At 63.9% G+C, this 16,310-nt stretch carries 17 protein-coding genes and 2 tRNA genes; 9 read left to right on the top strand and 10 right to left on the bottom strand.

The features are described 5' to 3' along the window. Window positions 1-41: 41 nt before the first annotated feature. Window positions 42-1,358: an adenylosuccinate lyase gene (gene purB, locus ACO2Q4_RS07520; RefSeq protein ID WP_311758681.1), complete on the bottom strand. Its 1,317-nt coding sequence runs from the start codon at window positions 1,356-1,358 to the stop codon at window positions 42-44. Window positions 1,359-1,640: 282 nt separating this feature from the next. On the opposite strand from purB, the gene ACO2Q4_RS07515 reads away from it, so the two are divergent. After that, window positions 1,641-2,702, top strand: a complete 1,062-nt coding sequence (locus tag ACO2Q4_RS07515; protein ID WP_423318663.1) for an alkene reductase — start codon at window positions 1,641-1,643, stop codon at window positions 2,700-2,702. A 98-nt stretch (window positions 2,703-2,800) separates the two neighbouring features. On the opposite strand, the gene glnA is transcribed toward ACO2Q4_RS07515, so the two are convergent. Then, window positions 2,801-4,207 (bottom strand): type I glutamate--ammonia ligase, encoded by a 1,407-nt coding sequence (gene glnA, locus ACO2Q4_RS07510; protein WP_311758683.1) that lies wholly within the window; start codon window positions 4,205-4,207, stop codon window positions 2,801-2,803. An 83-nt stretch (window positions 4,208-4,290) separates the two neighbouring features. Further along, window positions 4,291-4,629, bottom strand: a complete 339-nt coding sequence (locus ACO2Q4_RS07505) for a P-II family nitrogen regulator (RefSeq protein WP_311758684.1) — start codon at window positions 4,627-4,629, stop codon at window positions 4,291-4,293. A gap of 153 nt (window positions 4,630-4,782) precedes the next feature. On the opposite strand from ACO2Q4_RS07505, the gene ACO2Q4_RS07500 reads away from it, so the two are divergent. The 3 genes from ACO2Q4_RS07500 (at window position 4,783) to ACO2Q4_RS07490 (ending at window position 7,240) form a co-directional block, all read left to right on the top strand. Continuing rightward, complete coding sequence (locus ACO2Q4_RS07500) at window positions 4,783-6,303, top strand: NAD(P)H-hydrate dehydratase (protein WP_423318414.1); 1,521 nt, start codon at window positions 4,783-4,785, stop codon at window positions 6,301-6,303. 86 nt (window positions 6,304-6,389) lie between these two features. Further along, a tRNA-Leu gene (locus ACO2Q4_RS07495) sits at window positions 6,390-6,474 on the top strand. Between the two features lie 193 nt (window positions 6,475-6,667). Next, window positions 6,668-7,240: an outer membrane protein gene (locus ACO2Q4_RS07490; RefSeq protein ID WP_311758686.1), complete on the top strand. Its 573-nt coding sequence runs from the start codon at window positions 6,668-6,670 to the stop codon at window positions 7,238-7,240. A 175-nt stretch (window positions 7,241-7,415) separates the two neighbouring features. Here ACO2Q4_RS07490 and tig read toward each other — a convergent pair whose 3' ends face one another. Then, on the bottom strand, window positions 7,416-8,750 hold the full coding sequence (gene tig, locus ACO2Q4_RS07485) for a trigger factor (protein WP_311758687.1): 1,335 nt from the start codon (window positions 8,748-8,750) through the stop codon (window positions 7,416-7,418). A gap of 375 nt (window positions 8,751-9,125) precedes the next feature. Between tig and ACO2Q4_RS07480 the strand changes: the two genes are divergently transcribed. Further along, window positions 9,126-9,201, top strand: a tRNA-Ala gene (locus ACO2Q4_RS07480). A 96-nt stretch (window positions 9,202-9,297) separates the two neighbouring features. Here the strand turns inward: ACO2Q4_RS07480 and ACO2Q4_RS07475 are convergent. The 4 genes from ACO2Q4_RS07475 to rpsF all read right to left on the bottom strand — a co-directional run bounded on the left by ACO2Q4_RS07475 (window position 9,298) and on the right by rpsF (window position 11,418). Further along, window positions 9,298-9,996, bottom strand: coding sequence for a hypothetical protein (locus ACO2Q4_RS07475; RefSeq protein ID WP_423318412.1), 699 nt, complete (start codon window positions 9,994-9,996; stop codon window positions 9,298-9,300). 153 nt (window positions 9,997-10,149) lie between these two features. Continuing rightward, window positions 10,150-10,734, bottom strand: a complete 585-nt coding sequence (gene rplI / locus ACO2Q4_RS07470) for a 50S ribosomal protein L9 (RefSeq protein WP_311758689.1) — start codon at window positions 10,732-10,734, stop codon at window positions 10,150-10,152. Between the two features lie 12 nt (window positions 10,735-10,746). Next, on the bottom strand, window positions 10,747-10,974 hold the full coding sequence (gene rpsR / locus ACO2Q4_RS07465) for a 30S ribosomal protein S18 (RefSeq protein ID WP_022704737.1): 228 nt from the start codon (window positions 10,972-10,974) through the stop codon (window positions 10,747-10,749). Between the two features lie 18 nt (window positions 10,975-10,992). After that, window positions 10,993-11,418: a 30S ribosomal protein S6 gene (gene rpsF / locus ACO2Q4_RS07460; protein WP_311758690.1), complete on the bottom strand. Its 426-nt coding sequence runs from the start codon at window positions 11,416-11,418 to the stop codon at window positions 10,993-10,995. A gap of 294 nt (window positions 11,419-11,712) precedes the next feature. Between rpsF and ACO2Q4_RS07455 the strand changes: the two genes are divergently transcribed. After that, on the top strand, window positions 11,713-12,294 hold the full coding sequence (locus ACO2Q4_RS07455) for a YceI family protein (RefSeq protein WP_423318409.1): 582 nt from the start codon (window positions 11,713-11,715) through the stop codon (window positions 12,292-12,294). 75 nt (window positions 12,295-12,369) lie between these two features. On the opposite strand, the gene ACO2Q4_RS07450 is transcribed toward ACO2Q4_RS07455, so the two are convergent. Together ACO2Q4_RS07450 and ACO2Q4_RS07445 are read right to left on the bottom strand one after the other, a co-directional pair. Beyond that, window positions 12,370-12,708 (bottom strand): hypothetical protein, encoded by a 339-nt coding sequence (locus tag ACO2Q4_RS07450; RefSeq protein ID WP_311758692.1) that lies wholly within the window; start codon window positions 12,706-12,708, stop codon window positions 12,370-12,372. An 11-nt stretch (window positions 12,709-12,719) separates the two neighbouring features. Continuing rightward, a complete protein-coding gene (locus tag ACO2Q4_RS07445) occupies window positions 12,720-12,947 on the bottom strand; it encodes a glycine zipper 2TM domain-containing protein (protein WP_311758693.1) in 228 nt (75 codons plus the stop codon). A gap of 248 nt (window positions 12,948-13,195) precedes the next feature. On the opposite strand from ACO2Q4_RS07445, the gene prfA reads away from it, so the two are divergent. The 3 genes from prfA (at window position 13,196) to ACO2Q4_RS07430 (ending at window position 16,302) form a co-directional block, all read left to right on the top strand. Then, entirely contained in the window at window positions 13,196-14,251 is a 1,056-nt protein-coding gene (prfA, locus tag ACO2Q4_RS07440; RefSeq protein ID WP_311758694.1) for a peptide chain release factor 1, read from the top strand. Next, window positions 14,248-15,135 carry a peptide chain release factor N(5)-glutamine methyltransferase gene (prmC, locus tag ACO2Q4_RS07435; protein WP_423318406.1) on the top strand — a complete coding sequence of 296 codons (888 nt, stop codon included), beginning with the start codon at window positions 14,248-14,250 and terminating at the stop codon, window positions 15,133-15,135. The genes prfA and prmC overlap by 4 nt, the downstream gene beginning before the upstream one ends. 228 nt (window positions 15,136-15,363) lie before the next feature. Then, the gene (locus ACO2Q4_RS07430; RefSeq protein WP_423318405.1) at window positions 15,364-16,302 is read left to right on the top strand and encodes a DUF4167 domain-containing protein; all 939 of its coding nucleotides are present in this window, start codon (window positions 15,364-15,366) and stop codon (window positions 16,300-16,302) included. The last annotated feature ends 8 nt before the right edge of the window (window positions 16,303-16,310 follow it).

Below are 16,310 nucleotides of genomic sequence, written 5' to 3'. Positions count from 1 at the left end.
TCCGTTCGGGGGCAGTCTTGCATCAAATGCCGAACGGGCGGTTAATGCGCGCCGTTTTCGCCGAAGACACGAGCGAAGATCGTGTCGACATGCTTGGTGTGATAGCCAAGATCGAACTTCTCTTCGATTTCGGCAGGAGACAGCGCGGCCGTTACTTCGGCATCACCCAGCAGCTCGGTCTTGAAGTCGGCGCCCTGTTCCCAGACCTTCATCGCGTTGCGCTGGACCAGGCGGTAAGCATCTTCGCGGCTGACACCGGCTTGCGTCAGCGCCAGAAGAACCCGCTGTGACATGACCAGGCCTTTGAACTTGTTCATGTTCTTCAACATGTTCTCGGGATAGATGACCAGCTTTTCAATGACGCCGGCCAGACGGTTCAGCGCGAAATCCAGCGTGATCGTCGCATCCGGGCCAATGGCGCGCTCGACCGAGGAATGGCTGATGTCCCGCTCGTGCCACAGCGCGACGTTTTCCATCGCGGGAACCACGGCCATGCGGACCAGACGGGCAAGACCGGTCAGGTTTTCGGTCAGGACCGGGTTGCGCTTGTGCGGCATGGCCGAGCTGCCCTTCTGGCCGGGGCTGAAGAACTCCTCGGCCTCAAGCACTTCGGTGCGCTGCATGTGACGGATCTCGATCGCCACGTTTTCCATCGACGAGGCGATGACGCCCAGCGTGGCAAAGAACATCGCGTGCCGGTCGCGGGGAATGACCTGCGTGCTGATCGGCTCGGGCTTCAGACCCAGTTTCGCGCAGACGTGCTCTTCGACGCGCGGGTCGATATTGGCGAAGGTGCCGACAGCGCCCGAGATCGCGCCGGTCGCAATTTCCTCGCGCGCGGCGACAAGACGTGCGCGGCCGCGGTCCATCTCGGCATAGAAGCGGGCGAAGGTCAGGCCCATCGTCGTGGGTTCCGCATGGATGCCGTGGCTGCGGCCGATGCGAACGGTATCCTTGTGCTCGAACGCGCGTTTTTTCAGCGCGGCCAGAACGCGGTCCATGTCGGCCAGCAGGATGTCCGCGGCGCGGACCAGCTGGACGTTCAGGGTGGTGTCCAGCACATCGGACGAGGTCATGCCTTGATGGACGAAGCGGGCCTCGTCGCTGCCGATATGTTCGGCCAGATGGGTCAGGAAGGCGATGACGTCATGCTTGGTGACGGCTTCGATCTCGTCGATGCGGGCGACGTCGAATTCGACATCCTTCGCTTTCCAGACCGCTTCGGCGTTTTCGCGCGGGATCACGCCCAGATCCGCTTGGGCGTCGCAGGCATGTGCCTCGATCTCGTACCAGATGCGGAACTTGGTTTCGGGCGACCAGATGGAGACCATTTCGGGGCGGGAATAGCGCGGGATCATCGGATTCTCCTGTATTTGCGGGGGTTCTAGCGGCTTGCCCCCTTGCCCGCAACAGCGCCGCGACAGGGGCGGGCGATCATGGAGATCGCAAGGTCGAGAATTTGGCGGCAAACAACTGGAAAGGCAGCGAAAGACTGGAGCCTCGGCACCGGCTTACCGCATCCTTGCTGTCGCGCATTCAGCCATGCGTCGGGCGGGATACTGGATTGCATCTGGCGCGATTGCGGCAGGTCGGGGGCGCGCACACCTAGAAACGACATGCAATTAGCAAGAGGGCATATGATGCCGACGCTTTTCGACCCCCTGAAGCTGGGCGCACTGACGCTGAAGAACCGTATCGTCATGGCACCGCTGACGCGCAGCCGCGCTGTCGACAACCGCGTCCCGAATGCCCTGATGGCCAAGTATTATGGGCAGCGTGCGCAAGCCGGCATGATCCTGTCCGAGGCGACCAGCGTCACCCCGATGGGGGTTGGCTATGCGGATACGCCCGGCATCTGGAACGACGAACAGGTCGAAGGCTGGAAACAGACCATCAAAGCCGTGCATGACAAGGGCGGCGTGATCTTCCTGCAGCTTTGGCATGTCGGGCGCATCTCGGATCCGGAGTTCCTGGATGGCGAAACCCCGGTTGCCCCCAGCGCGATCCAGCCCGAGGGCACCGTCAGCCTGGTGCGGCCGAAGCGTCCCTATGTCACACCCCGTGCGCTGGAAACGGACGAGATCCCCGCCATTGTCGAAGCCTATCGCCTGGGTGCCGAGAACGCGAAGCGCGCGGGTTTTGACGGCGTCCAGATCCATGCCGCGAACGGCTATCTGATCGACCAGTTCCTGCAGGATGGCACCAATCACCGCACCGACCAGTATGGCGGCTCGATCGAGAACCGCACCCGCCTGCTGGAAGAAATCGCCGATGCCGTGATCGGCGTCTGGGGCGCGGATCGTGTGGGCGTTCACCTGGCCCCGCGCGGCGACAGCCACGACATGAGCGACAGCGATCCGAAAGCCCTGTTCACCCATGTCGCGCGCCAGTTGGGCCAGCGCAAGATCGCCTTCCTGGGCGTGCGCGAGCACTTGGCCGAGGATAGCCTTCTGCCCGACATCAAGGCGGCTTTCGGCGGCGTCGTTATCGCGAATGAGGGGCTGACCCAGGAATCCGCCGAGAAGCTGGTCGAGGCGGGCCGCGCCGATGCGGTGGCCTTTGGCAAGGACTTCATCGCGACGCCCGACCTGCCGCACCGCTTCCGCGAACGGCTTGCGCTGAACGAGATCGACTTTGCGACCTTCTACGGAGGCGGAGCCAAGGGCTATACCGACTATCCGCTGGCCGAAGAACTGGCCTGATCAGGTTGGCGCCCGGTTCAGGGCGTCCGACCGCAATGGCAACGAAAAAGGGCGCCATTCGGCGCCCTTTCCCAATTCTCCCTGTCGAACCTTGCCGATCAGCAGCTGTAATACATCGCGTATTCGATCGGGTGGGGGGTATGCTCGTAGGCGTACACTTCTTCCCACTTCAGCTTGATATAGGCCTCAAGCTGGTCGCGGGTGAACACGTCACCGGCCAGCAGGAAGTCCATGTCCTTCTCAAGCTCTTCCAGCGCTTCGCGCAGCGAACCGCAGACGGTCGGGATCTCGGCCAGTTCTTCCGGCGGCAGATCATACAGATCCTTGTCCGAAGCCGGGCCCGGATCGATCTTGTTCTTGATCCCGTCAAGGCCGGCCATCAGCAGCGCGGCAAAGGCGAGATAGGGGTTCGCGGCCGGATCGGGGAAACGGGCCTCGACGCGTTTGGCTTTCGGCGATTCCGTCCACGGAATACGGACGCAACCCGAGCGGTTGCGGGCCGAATAGGCGCGCAGGACCGGGGCTTCGAAGCCGGGGATCAGGCGCTTGTAGCTGTTGGTCGACGGGTTGGTCAGCGCATTCAGCGCCTTCGCATGCTTCAGGATGCCGCCGATGAAATACAGCGCTTCCTGCGACAGGTCGGCATATTTGTCGCCGGCGAACAGCGGCTTGCCGTCCTTCCAGATCGACATGTTGACATGCATCCCCGAGCCGTTGTCGCCCTTCATCGGCTTCGGCATGAAGGTCGCGGACTTGCCATAGGCGGCAGCGACGTTGTGGATGACGTATTTGTACTTCTGGATGTTGTCGGCCTGCTGGACCAACCCGCCGAAGATCATGCCAAGCTCGTGCTGGCCCGAGGCGACCTCGTGGTGGTGCTTGTCGACCTTGATGCCCATGCGCTTCATCGTGCTGAGCATCTCGCCGCGCAGATCCTGGGCCGCGTCGATCGGGTTCACCGGGAAATAGCCGCCCTTGTGAGGCGCGCGGTGGCCAAGGTTGCCGTCCTCATAATGGGTGTCGGTGTTCCAGGCGGCGTCGACCGAGTCGATCTCGAACGAGACCTTCTGGGGGCTGATCTGGTATTTCACGTCGTCGAACAGGAAGAATTCGGCTTCCGGCCCGAAATAGGCCGTATCGCCGACCCCCGAGGATTTCAGATAGGCCTCGGCCTTGACGGCAGTGCCGCGCGGGTCGCGGGAATAGGCTTCGCCGGTGTCGGGCTCGGCCACGTTGCAATGCACGCAAAGCGTCTTTTCGGCATAGAACGGGTCGATGTAGACCGAGGAGGGGTCCGGGAACAGTTTCATGTCGGACTGGTCGATGGATTTCCAGCCGGCGATCGAAGAACCGTCGAACATGAAGCCTTCTTCGAAGAAGTCCTCGTCAACCAGGTCCGCAACCAGCGTCACGTGCTGCAGCTTGCCCTTGGGATCGGTGAAGCGGATGTCGACATATTCGACCTCCTCGTCCTTCATCAGATCCAGAACGTCTTTGACTTGCATTGGATTCCTTCCTCCATTCAGTCGGACCGGCCGCCGCGGCCGGTTGGAAAAACTTGGTAAGGCCGCTGGGCCGGTCAGGCAGGTCAGACGGCGTCGTCGCCGGTTTCACCCGTGCGGATGCGGATCGCCTGTTCGACAGGGATAATGAAGATCTTGCCGTCGCCGATCTTTTCGGTGCGCGCGGCCGAGATGATCGCGTCCACCGCGACTTCGACCAGATCGTCGGGCAGCACCATCTCGATCTTCACCTTGGGCAGGAAGTCGACGACGTATTCGGCGCCACGATAAAGTTCGGTATGGCCTTTCTGACGGCCGAAGCCCTTGACTTCGGTGACCGAGAGACCCTGGACGCCCACTTCCTGAAGCGCTTCTTTCACATCATCCAGTTTGAAGGGCTTGATGATGGCTTCGACTTTCTTCATCGCCTGATCCTTCCTCGCGACTTGCCTGCGACCTGATTGGCGGGTTTGATGCAGATCGTCCATGCGGCATGATGGGGAAAGCGGCATGGAAACGCTTAATCAGAATGAACTGCGCTTTTATTGTGCAGCAAGCCTAAGAGGTATGCAACGATCATGGGCGCGACATCGCCGATCCTGACGACTCGCCAGATGCGCGCGGTCGAAATGGCCGCGATTGCGTCCGGCGTCGAGACGGGCGGCAGCCTGATGGAGCGTGCGGGTGCTGCCGCGGCGCAGGTTCTGGCAGCACGCTGGCCGGGATTCGCGGCGTCGGGGCAGGTGGCGCTGATCCTGTGCGGTCCGGGCAATAATGGCGGCGACGGCTATGTCATTGCGCGGCACCTGGCGGGGCGTGGCTGGTCGGTCCGGGTCGCAGCACTGGTGCTGCCCACCACGTCCGAGGCGCAGGGCGCGGCCCAGTTGTGGCGTGGCGACGTGTCCGAGATCGGGGCAGTTTCGGCCATGCCCGAACAGCGGATCGGGCTGTGCATCGATGCGCTGTTCGGGACAGGAATCTCGCGCCCACTGGATGCTGAGCTGGCCGGCCTTTTGCGGGGCATCGCAGCCTCGGGCTGCCCTATCGTGGCGGTCGATATCCTCAGCGGCATCTGTGCGGACAGCGGCCGGGTCCTGGGCGATCGCGTCCTGCCCGCGGCGGAACTGACCGTGACCTTCCACCGCCGCAAACTGGGCCATGTGCTGGCCGAGGGGGGTGAACTTGGCGGCAGCGTAACCTGCTGCGACATCGGGCTGGAGCCTTGGCGCGACGCCGCGGGGCAGGCCATCCTTTCCGCGGGGCCGGACCCAAGGCTGGCCAAGCGCGCGGGGCATAAATACAGCCACGGCCACGCCCTGATCCTTGGCGGCGGTCCGGGACGGGGCGGGGCCGCGCGCCTTGCCGCGCGTGCCGCACTGCGGATCGGGGCGGGGCTGGTCAGCCTGGCCGTCCCGGCCGAGGCGATGCCCGAGAACGCGGCCCGGCTTGACGCGATCATGCTTGAAGCCCTGGCGGAAGAGGAAGACCTTGCCCGCCGCCTGCGTGATCCGCGCATCACCGCGCTTTGCCTTGGCCCGGGGCTGGGGCTTGACCGTGCCGCCCGGCTTGTTCCCACCGCACTGGCGGCAAAGCGGGCCACCGTACTTGATGCCGACGCGCTCACCGCTTTTGCCGAGGCGCCCGAGCGCCTGTTCGGCCAGCTACACGACCGGGTGTTGCTGACGCCGCATGATGGAGAGTTTGCGCGGCTGTTTCCCGATCTTGCGCGGCGACTGCAGGATGCCCCGGCTCGCGGCCCGGCCTATTCACGCCTGGATGCGGCGCGGCAAGCTGCGGCGCGGACGGGCGCGACGGTGCTGCTGAAGGGGCCGGATACGATCATCGCCGCGCCGGATGGGCAGGCGGCGATCGCGGCGGCGACGGGTGATGAAGCCGCGCCCTGGCTGGCGACCGCAGGATCGGGGGATGTGCTGGCCGGTCTGGTCGCGGGGCTGATGGCACGGGGCTTTCCCGTGCCCGACGCTGCCCGGACCGGAGCCTGGCTTCACGCCGAGGCCGCGCGCCGTTTCGGACCCGGCCTGATCGCCGAGGATCTGCCCGAAACCCTGCCCGCAGTGCTGCGCGACCTTGGGGCATAGGGACTGCATTTTCCCTCTCGCCTCTGCCAGACGGCTTTGCTAATAGACCCGAGCCCTGCGCGCCGAAGCGGCGCGGCGGGACGGATGCGGGTGTGGCGAAATTGGCAGACGCACCAGATTTAGGTTCTGGCGCCGCAAGGCGTGGGGGTTCAAGTCCCTCCACCCGCACCATCTGAAATCAGTCGTTTCGTGATCGTTGCCCGACCCCAGCAGGGGCCGGGTATTTGTCGTATATGCATGCGATGGAAATCTGCGTGCGGTTGTAGTTCCACACTATTCATACAACTTTCCATCACAATTAATTGGCTTTTGTCTCAATCCCATAGTTGATAGCCGGTGTCTCCTTTACTACAGGAGATACAACATGAAATTGGCATGTTACGCGATCCTCGCCGGTCTGACTGCGACCGCGGCGTCCGCGGGCGGCTATGTTGCACCGGTCGTCGAGACGCCGGTTGTTGCACCGGTCGAGCCTGTCGCTCCGGGTGTTGACTGGACCGGCTGGTACGCCGGTGTTCAGTACGGCCAAGGTAGCGCCGACAGCAACTATGCCGGCGACAGCGACATGGACGGCTACGGCCTTCATGGTGGCTACATGCACGACTTCGGGAACTTCGTTCTCGGTGGCGAACTGGACTACAACCGCATCAGCCTCGACGAAACCGACGAGGACGGCGATCTGTGGCGTCTGCGTGGCCGCGCTGGCTACGACATGGGCAAGTTCCTGCCCTACGCCACGCTGGGCGTCGCTCAGCTGGAAGCCGGTGATCTGTCGGAAACCGGGATCACCTACGGCCTCGGCGCTGACTACATGATCAACGACAAGTTCACCGTGGGTGCCGAATACACCCGCAACGACTTCAAAGACGTTGCTGATGTCGACAACGCGGACCTCGACACGGATCTGTTCCAGATCCGCGCGTCCTACCGCTTCTGATAGAACCTCTGGTTCAGTCGAAAACGCCCCCTTCCGAGGGGGCGTTTTTTTATGCGCTGATGCCCGATTGGGAAGGCGGCAGGGAAGGGGCGGTTGCCACCTCAACGGCCGTCCACGGCCATGAAAAAGGCCGCCCCGAAGGGCGGCCCTGATGCCGGTCGCGGCGAGTGCCGGATCAGAACTGATCCAGCGCCTCGATGGCTTTTTCCAGCTCTTCCTTGGTCACGGATTTGTCCGCGACCTTGGCGCCTTCGACGATGTGGTCGACGACCTTGTCTTCGAAGATCGGGGCGCGCAGCTGCTGCTGGGCCTGCTGGTTCTGCTGGATGAATTCCAGGAAAGCACGCTCCTGGCCCGGATATTGGCGGGCCTGGCGCAGCACGGCCTGGGTCATTTCCTGATCCGAGACGGTGATCTCGGCTTTCTGACCGATTTCGGCCAGCAGCAGGCCCAGGCGGACGCGGCGCTCGGCCAGAGCCTTGTGCTCGTCCGTCAGCTCGATCTCGCCATGGTTATGGCCGTGCTCTTCCGGATGCTCTTCGTGCCACAGCTGGTGGGCGATCTGCTGTGCTTCCGCTTCGACCAGCGATTCCGGCAGCTCGAACTTGACCAGCGCGTCCAGCTTGTCCAGCAGCGCGCGCTTGAGGATCTGGCGCGACGCACCCTTGTATTCCGACTCAAGACGCTCGCGGATCTGACCCTTCAGGGCTTCCAGGTCTTCGGCACCGAATTTCTTCGCCAGCTCGTCGTCAAGCTCGGCCGCCTTGGGGGCCTTGACGGCCTTGACGGTGGTCTCGAAGATCGCGTCTTTGCCGGCCAGGGTCGGGTGGCCGTAATCCTCGGGGAACTTGACCTCGACCTTGACTTCTTCACCGGCCTTGGCGCCGACAAGCTGCGCTTCGAAGCCGGGGATGAAGCTGTTCGAGCCCAGCACCAGCGGATAATCCTCGGCAGTGCCGCCTTCGAAGGCTTCGCCGTCGACCATGCCCTTGAAGTCGATCACGACCTGGTCGCCGTCCTTGGCCTTGGTGCCTTTCTTGCGGTCCTCGAAGGACTGCGCATTCTTGGCAAGGTTCTCCAGCGCTTCGGTCACTTGCTCGTCACCAGCTTCGACAACCAGACGCTCAAGCTCGACGCCCGAAAGATCGGCTTCCGGGATCGCGGGCAGGGCTTCATAGGAAACGGTGACGACCACGTCGTCGCCTTCCTTCCAGCTTTCGCCGTTGACCATCTCGACCTTCGGCTGCAGCGCCGGGCGGTCGCCCGAGGTCTCCAGATGGCCGCGCAGCGCGGTGTCGATCGCTTCCTGCATGGCGTCGCCCATGACGCGCTGGCCGAACTGCTTCTTCAGCAGCGCCATCGGCACCTTGCCCTTGCGGAAGCCCTTCATTTCGACCTCGGGCTGGGCCTCTTTCAGCTTCGCTTCGACCTGTGCCGCAAGATCCGATGCGGGCAGGGTGAATTGATAGCCGCGCTTCAGCCCTTCGTTCTGGGTTTCCTTGACCTGCATTTGACTTCCTTCATCCAACCTGAGCGCGGGAGAGGCAATCATAGCCCTTGTGGCGCAGTGGCCCAAAAGGCCGCGCCCCCGCCGTGTTTCAGCGCGCTAGCTAGGGGATTTTGCGTCCCATAGCAAGAACCAAGGCGGTTTTGAGAGGGCTTGTCGGGCCATCCGCGACGTCCCCCGCGCCGCATTGTGCCACGGCTGCCAAGCCAGCCGCACCTGGAGTGCCGTGAGACAGGTGGAGTTCCCGACGTTTCATAAGTAAATTCAAGGCATTGGAAAAAACTTTCGCGAAAGATGTTTTTTCCGCTTGCGCCTATCCGGTACCCCCCATATACGACGCCCCACGCAGACGGCGGAAACGTCATCTGGACCTCCGGTGGGGCCATAGCTCAGTTGGTAGAGCGCTTGAATGGCATTCAAGAGGTCAGGGGTTCGACTCCCCTTGGCTCCACCAAATATCTTTCCAATTCAGTGAATTGACGGACGCTTGACAGAAAGCGTCGACGCGCCGCGGCCGCCTTGAGCGGCCTTGCGGCGTTTGGGTATGGCGCTAAAGCCTGTGGGTGCGCGGGTCGTGATCGGCAGGGCCGGTTTCGGCATTGGCTTCGCGTGTGGCGTCGCCTTCAGGTTCGCGCCGGTCCAGAATGTCGCGCACCAGATCGGCGGCATCCCCGAACTCACGCATGATCGCGCTGGCTTGTGAAGCGACGCCGTGGAAACCCGCGACGGCGGCGGTCACGCTTTTGACCACATTGTCGACGCTGCTGGTCAGCGTGGCGGTATTCGCTTCGATTTCCTCCATCAGGTTCCGCCGTGCGGGCTGGGGCTGCGCAGGGCGGGGCCGGGGGGGCTGCGGCTCCTGCGCAGGGGGCGCGGCAAAGCGCGGCGCAGGCGGCTGGGGGTCGCGCCGGTGGCGCGTGGGACGCGGCGGGCGCGGGCGGTCATCGTCGCGACCCGAGATCAGGTCGCTCAGGTGGCGCGCGGCGATTACGGTGCCGGCAGTCAGGGCGGCCGCTGCGATCCCGGTGCCCCCCCAGACCACCCATTTCGCTAGGCGCGACGGCCGGGGATAGGCGCGCAACCCGTCGGGTGAGACATCTCCATGCGGGGGGATGCGCCGGGGCTCGGGGCGCTCCGAAGGGTGGTGGTGACCCTCGGGAACCGGGCGCGGGCCAAAGCGTGTCTGGCTGGTCACGTCCGCTTCGGTGCGGGGGGTGTCCAGTTCGTCAAAGGGCGGCTCTTGGCTCATCTTCGGATCCTTGTGCGAAACGCGCGGTCGCAGCCTCAACCCCGCAATGCGGCGAATGTTCCGTGACCGAGTTCCCCGCTTGCCAGCCAGCAGGCATGAAAAAACGCGCCGGTTCGCGGCGCGTTCTTCCTTGTCTTCGTGGTGAAGCAGCGATCAGTTCGCGGCTTCGTCCTCGTCGCGGCCGGCCGAGCCGATCTCGTCGAAGAGTTCCGCGATTTCGAAATCGGCGGCGGCATCTTCTTCCGCGGCCAGTTCCTGGATCGACTTGCCCGAAGCTTGCAGTTCGGCTTCTTCGGCCGAACGGGCGACGTTCAGGTGGATCGTCGCGTCGACTTCCGGGTGCAGGTGCACGCGAACGTCGTGCAGGCCCAGCTCCTTGATCGGGGCGGTCAGGACAACCTGACGGCGCTCGATCGAGAAGCCTTCGGCATTGGCGACTTCGGCGGCGTCACGCGGGGTGACCGAGCCGTAAAGCGCGCCGGCGTCCGAGGCCGAGCGGATGATGACGAAGGTCTGGCCGTCGATTTTCTCGGCGACTTTCTGGGCTTCGGCGCGGGTCTCGTCGTTGCGAACCGCCAGGTCGGCCTTGCGCTCTTCGAATGCCTTGACGTTGGCGTCCGAGGCACGCATCGCCTTGCCTTGCGGCAGCAGGAAGTTACGCGCGAAGCCGTCTTTGACTTTCACGACTTCGCCCATTTGGCCAAGCCGGGCCACACGTTCCAGCAGGATGACTTGCATGATCGTCTCTCCTTACTTCACGGCATAGGGGAGCAGGGCGAGGAAGCGGGCGCGCTTGATGGCGCGGGCCAGCTCACGCTGCTTCTTTGCCGAGACGGCGGTGATGCGCGAGGGCACGATCTTGCCGCGTTCCGAAACGTAACGCTGCAGAAGGCGCGTGTCCTTGTAGTCGATCGCAGGAGCGTTGTCGCCCGAGAACGGGCAGACCTTGCGGCGGCGGAAGAAGGGTTTGTTAGCCATTTCTCTGGTTCCTATCCCTTAGTTCCGGTCGTCGCGGTCACGACGCTCGCGGCGTTCGCCACCACGGTCGCCACGATCACCGCGGTCGCCACGGTCGCCGCGATCACCACGCTCGCGCTCGTCGCGCTTCTGCATCTGGATCGAGGGGCCTTCCTTGTGCTCGTCGACGCGGACGGTCAGCACGCGCATGACGTCGTCATGCAGGCGGGCAAGGCGCTCCATTTCCTGCACGGCGGCCGAGGGCGCGTCCGAACGCAGGAAGGCATAGTGGCCCTTGCGGTTCTTGTTGATCTTGTAGGCGAGGGTGCGGACACCCCAGTATTCGTTTTCGACGACCTTGCCACCGTTATCGGCAAGCACGGTCGAGAAATGTTCGATCAGCCCTTCGGCCTGCGTGTTCGACAGGTCCTGGCGGGCGATCAGCACATGCTCGTAAAGCGGCATGACTGCTACCTTTATATCAGGGCGCATTTCAACGGCGGGACAATCCCTCCGCGCCCCGCCACGAGAGGCTGCGCCGGTTTCGCATTTGCGGAAGGATGCGGCTTTATAGCGGCGAAATCCGGGGGAGCAAGGGAAAACCGACCGTTTGCTGGGAAAATCGCCGTGGCGGCGACACTGTTTCCACGCTGCGCGGCAACACGAAATTGTCAGGAAGATGTGGTCAAACCCTTGTTGCGATTGACGCATTTCACCAGCACATAGCCAAACATGACGAATTCAATCAGGAGTCTCCGCATGAAGTCCCTTGTCGCCCCCGTCGCCGTTCTCACTGTTCTTGGTGCTTCGGCTGCCCTGGCCGAGCCTGTTGCCTATGACTTCGATCCCTCGCACAGCCAGGTCGTGTTCGAATATGGCCACATGGGCTTTTCGACCAGCACCGGCATCGTCAATGGCGTGACCGGCAAGCTGCTTCTGGACAACGAGAATCCCGCGAATTCCAGTGTCGAGGCGACGATCCCACTGGCCGGGTTGCGGACAGTCTCGCGCGAACTGGACAAGCACCTGTTCGGCGCTGACTTCTTCAACGCCGACCAGGGCGAGGCCGTCGCGACCTTCAAGTCGACCAAGGTCGAGCAGGACGGCGATGACGAAGCGAAAGTCACCGGCGATTTCACGCTGAACGGCGTGACGAAACCCGTCGTGCTTGAAGTTGACCTGAACAAGATCGGCGCGCACCCGATGACCGGCAAGGACGCCGCCGGCTTCGACGCCGAAACCCGGATTGCACGTTCGGAATTCAACCTCGGAAAATTTGCCCCGGCGGTCGATGACGAGGTTGCGGTCATGATCACTGTCGAGGCCGTGAAGACCGAGTAATCTCAGCCTGCGGATCGACACAAAAAAGGGCCCCGTCGGGCCCTTTTTCCTGTTTCTGTCCGGCGGCGCGCAAGATCAGTTCAGCGCGCCGTTCTTGTCCAGATCCGAGGCGGCGAAGTCGGCCTTGGCCGCGGCAGCGAACTCGGACTTGCTGAGGCTGCCATTCCGGTTCGTGTCGACCGCGGTGAACTGCTCCGCAGAAACGGTGGTGCCGGCTTCCGCCTGCGACAGCGCGCCGTTCTTGTCTGCGTCCAGCGTCGTGAAGACCTTGTCGGTGAACGCCGCGAATTCGTTGGCGTCGACCGACATGTCCCCGTTGGTGTCCATGGCCGCAAGATAATTGCCCGAAACCTGGGCGAAGGTCGGGGTGCCGGCAAGCAGGAAGACGGCGACGGCAGAAAATGTTCTGTTCATGGCTTTCCTCCTTAGCCGCAAGAATAACGCTGACCGGCATAGCCGCCAGCGACCGAGCCTGCCGCGATGGCGACATCGCGACCGACACCGCCGCCGATCAGGCTGCCCGCTGCGCCGCCCAGCACCGCGCCCATGAAGCTGCCCGATATGCAGGCGACCTCGTGCTGTTGCTCGGGGGTCTGGTTGGCGCAGGCACTTGCAACAAGTACCATTGCGCCGAGGATAAGAGGTGATTTCACGATCGTGCTCCTGTGCTGTTCCAGTGGTCGGCTCTGCAGTCAGTTGCATTCGGGCGGTTAAGTCATCCCGCATCAGAACGTCGACGGGCTGTGTTCGTTCCCGTAACCCTCTGTCTTCGTAAGATTAGGTGTAGACCGGCAAAGCCCGTCTGCCAATCATGGATTTTCTGCGGCCGCTTGCCGTGTTCGCTTTGGCGGCCAAGCGATCGGCCTTGCGGCAAGGCAGCGCAGCGGATAATCCCGCTGACATGCTGCCCCAGGACAGACTTTCCCAGATCGTTCAGCGTTTCGAGTTTCTCGAGGCGAAGCTGAACGCCGGACCCGCCCCTGACGAAATCGCGCGCATCAGCCGCGAATATGCCGAGCTGAAGCCGGTCGTCACCCAGATCGCCGAATGGCGCGCAGCCCAGGACGGCATCCGAGAGGCGCAGGCCATGCTTGCCGATCCCGAGATGCGCGAGCTGGCCGAGGATGAGCTGTCGCGCCTGCGCGCGCAGTTGCCTGACCTGGAGCACCGCCTGCGCATCGCGCTTTTGCCCAAGGATGCCGCGGACGCACGGCCCGCGATCCTGGAAATCCGGCCCGGCACCGGTGGCGACGAGGCCGCGCTGTTCGCGGGCGACCTGTTGAACATGTATCGCCGGTTCTCGGAATCGCAGGGCTGGAACTTCCAGCTGCTCGAGCTTTCCGAATCCGAGCTGGGCGGCGTGCGCGAGGCCGTGGCGAGAATCGAGGGCGAGGGGGTCTTTGCCCGGTTGAAATATGAATCCGGCGTCCATCGCGTCCAGCGCGTGCCCGAAACCGAATCCGGCGGGCGGATCCACACCAGTGCCGCCACCGTCGCCGTTCTTCCCGAGGCGGAAGAGGTGGATATCGACATTCCGGCCGGCGACATCCGCATCGACACGATGCGTGCCAGCGGCGCGGGCGGGCAGCACGTCAACACCACCGACTCGGCCGTGCGGATCACGCACCTGCCCACCGGGATCATCGTCACCAGTTCTGAAAAGTCGCAGCACCAGAACCGCGCCAATGCGATGGCGGTCCTGCGCGCGCGGCTTTACGACCTGGAACGCAGCCGGGCCGATGCAGAGCGGGCCGCAGATCGCAGGTCGCAGGTCGGATCGGGCGATCGGTCCGAGCGTATCCGCACCTATAACTTCCCGCAGGGTCGGATGACGGACCACCGCATCGGGCTGACGCTTTACGCGCTGGATCGAATCATTGCGGGTGATCTGGGCGAGACCACCGATGCGTTGATCGCCCATGACCAGGCGGCGCGGCTGGCGGCGGAACTGGAATGACCGCCTCCGAGGGTCGGCCGGACCATCCGACGGGCAGCGTGCTTTGTTCGGCTGCCGAAAAGCGCCTGCAATCCGTTGGCATCGAGGGGGCGGCCGGCGATGTCCGCGCGCTGTTTCTGCATGCGCTGACAACCGCGCTGGGTTGGCCGGTGCCGCGCCACGCCCTGCGTGATCACTTGGCTGCGCCTGTTCCCCAGGCGGTTGTGGACGCCTTTGCCCGGATGGTCGCCGCGCGTGAGGCGCGCCAGCCCGTCAGCCAGATCACCGGGCGGCGCGCCTTCTGGAAGCATGACTTCCGCGTCACGCCCGACACATTGGATCCGCGCCCGGAAACCGAACTGCTGGTCGAACTTGCACTGACCGAAGGATTCCGCTCCGTCCTGGACCTGGGGACGGGGACGGGGGCAATTCTGATCTCGGTTCTGGCCGAACGTCCGGGCGTTGCCGGGCTCGGAGTGGATCTTTCGCCCGTCGCCCTTGATGTGGCGCGCCAGAACGCCCAGATGATCGGAGTACAAGCGGATTTCGTTCTTTCCGACTGGTTCGCGGTGATTTCGGGCGATTTCGACCTGATCCTGTCCAACCCGCCCTATATCGCCGAAAGCGAGATGCCGGAACTGGCCCCCGAAGTTCGGGAGTGGGAACCGCGCATGGCGCTGACGGATGAGGGCGACGGGCTGGCCGCCTATCGCGCCATCTGTGCCGCCGCGCCCGCCCATCTTCGGCCCCAAGGCCGGCTGATGGTCGAGATCGGGCCCAGCCAAGGCAACGCGGTGGCAGAGCTGATGCGCCGGGCGGGGTTGGCGGGTGTTACCGTCTGTCGCGACCTTGACGGGCGCGATCGCGTCGTCTGGGGCCGGAAAGCCGGATTGCAGAGCACTTAATCGCCAAAAACCCTGCATCCTGTGAAATTTTTGCTTGTCAGCACCGTTGCGGGATGCTTAGTGGCGTTTGTGACGGGGGCGTAGCGCCCACGCACGGGTCAGTTGCACTCCCAGCCTCAAACTGGTCACACAGGAAAAGCCTCAGGGCCAATCCTGAACTGGCAACCGCTGCAAGAGATGACCCTAACCTGAGCCGGCCATTGCCGGTCCACGAATGACAGCAAGCTGATGAGATCATCCAAATCCCGTTCGCGTAACAAGTCGAACCGCCAGCGCACGACGCTGGGAAACATCGTCAACCGCGTTTTTGACAGCTCGGGCCCCGAGGGCAAGGTGCGCGGCACGCCGCAGCAGATCATCGAGAAATATCTGACGCTTGCGCGCGACGCTCAGCTTTCGAACGATCGCGTGGCCGAGCAGAGCTTCCTGCAGCACGCCGAGCATTATACCCGCATGCTGGGCGAGGCGCAGCGCGAGCAGGCCGAACGCCAGCAGCATCAGAACGGTGGTCGCGACGACGACCGCGACGATGTGTCGGGCGATTACGGCCAGTCTCAGAATGGCAATGGCCAGGGCGGCAACAACCGCGGCGACGACAATCGTCGGGACGATAGCCGCCGGGAAGACAACCGTCGTGACGACAACCGTCGTGACGACAGCCGACGGGACGAACAGCGCGGTGAAGGCCGCCAGGAGAACCGTCGCGACAACCGCCGTGATGATCGCCGTGACGAAAACCGTCGGGATGATCGCAAGGACGACCGCAAGGACGACCGTCGCGAGGAGCGTCCGGCCCCTGCCGCCGAAGCCTCCGAGGAACGCGGCCTGCCGCTTGCGATTTCCGCTGAGGAAGAGCGTGGCCCGGTCGATACGCCCGAAACCAACCGTGCCAAGCCCGCGCCCGAAGCTGCCGCGGAAACCGCGCCCGTGGCCGAAACCCCGGCCGCTGTTGAGCCTGCGGTCCCCGCTGCGGCCGCCCCGGCGGAAGAGGCGCCCGTCGCAGCTCCGCGTCGTCGCCGCAGCACCACGGCCGCGACCGGCACAGCCGCCGCGCCGGCCGCAGCCGGCACGACGCCGACGCGTTCGCGCCGCCGCACGACCAGCGAGCCCAAGGCAGAAAACGGGGCCGATACCCCGGCAGTTGCAGAAAAGGCCTCGGGCGAGTAATCGCCCGG

The organism is Paracoccus sp. KR1-242 (assembly GCF_049446195.1).
GTDB classification, from domain to species: Bacteria; Pseudomonadota; Alphaproteobacteria; order Rhodobacterales; family Rhodobacteraceae; genus Paracoccus; species Paracoccus broussonetiae.
Note: the sequence above shows the minus strand (reverse complement) of the source record. Positions and strands in the feature narration are given on the sequence as shown.

What these genes read in the sequence shown, in the direction of transcription:
- purB (WP_311758681.1), bottom strand. Translation starts at nt 1,358, where the DNA reads ATGATCCCGCGCTATTCCCGCCCCGAAATGGTCTCCATCTGGTCGCCC.
- ACO2Q4_RS07490 (WP_311758686.1), top strand. Translation starts at nt 6,668, where the DNA reads ATGAAATTGGCATGTTACGCGATCCTCGCCGGTCTGACTGCGACCGCG.
- ACO2Q4_RS07450 (WP_311758692.1), bottom strand. Translation starts at nt 12,708, where the DNA reads ATGAACAGAACATTTTCTGCCGTCGCCGTCTTCCTGCTTGCCGGCACC.
- glnA (WP_311758683.1), bottom strand. Translation starts at nt 4,207, where the DNA reads ATGCAAGTCAAAGACGTTCTGGATCTGATGAAGGACGAGGAGGTCGAA.
- ACO2Q4_RS07475 (WP_423318412.1), bottom strand. Translation starts at nt 9,996, where the DNA reads ATGAGCCAAGAGCCGCCCTTTGACGAACTGGACACCCCCCGCACCGAA.
- prmC (WP_423318406.1), top strand. Translation starts at nt 14,248, where the DNA reads ATGACCGCCTCCGAGGGTCGGCCGGACCATCCGACGGGCAGCGTGCTT.
- tig (WP_311758687.1), bottom strand. Translation starts at nt 8,750, where the DNA reads ATGCAGGTCAAGGAAACCCAGAACGAAGGGCTGAAGCGCGGCTATCAA.
- prfA (WP_311758694.1), top strand. Translation starts at nt 13,196, where the DNA reads ATGCTGCCCCAGGACAGACTTTCCCAGATCGTTCAGCGTTTCGAGTTT.
- rpsR (WP_022704737.1), bottom strand. Translation starts at nt 10,974, where the DNA reads ATGGCTAACAAACCCTTCTTCCGCCGCCGCAAGGTCTGCCCGTTCTCG.
- ACO2Q4_RS07430 (WP_423318405.1), top strand. Translation starts at nt 15,364, where the DNA reads ATGAGATCATCCAAATCCCGTTCGCGTAACAAGTCGAACCGCCAGCGC.
- rpsF (WP_311758690.1), bottom strand. Translation starts at nt 11,418, where the DNA reads ATGCCGCTTTACGAGCATGTGCTGATCGCCCGCCAGGACCTGTCGAAC.
- ACO2Q4_RS07500 (WP_423318414.1), top strand. Translation starts at nt 4,783, where the DNA reads ATGGGCGCGACATCGCCGATCCTGACGACTCGCCAGATGCGCGCGGTC.
- ACO2Q4_RS07455 (WP_423318409.1), top strand. Translation starts at nt 11,713, where the DNA reads ATGAAGTCCCTTGTCGCCCCCGTCGCCGTTCTCACTGTTCTTGGTGCT.
- ACO2Q4_RS07505 (WP_311758684.1), bottom strand. Translation starts at nt 4,629, where the DNA reads ATGAAGAAAGTCGAAGCCATCATCAAGCCCTTCAAACTGGATGATGTG.
- ACO2Q4_RS07515 (WP_423318663.1), top strand. Translation starts at nt 1,641, where the DNA reads ATGCCGACGCTTTTCGACCCCCTGAAGCTGGGCGCACTGACGCTGAAG.
- rplI (WP_311758689.1), bottom strand. Translation starts at nt 10,734, where the DNA reads ATGCAAGTCATCCTGCTGGAACGTGTGGCCCGGCTTGGCCAAATGGGC.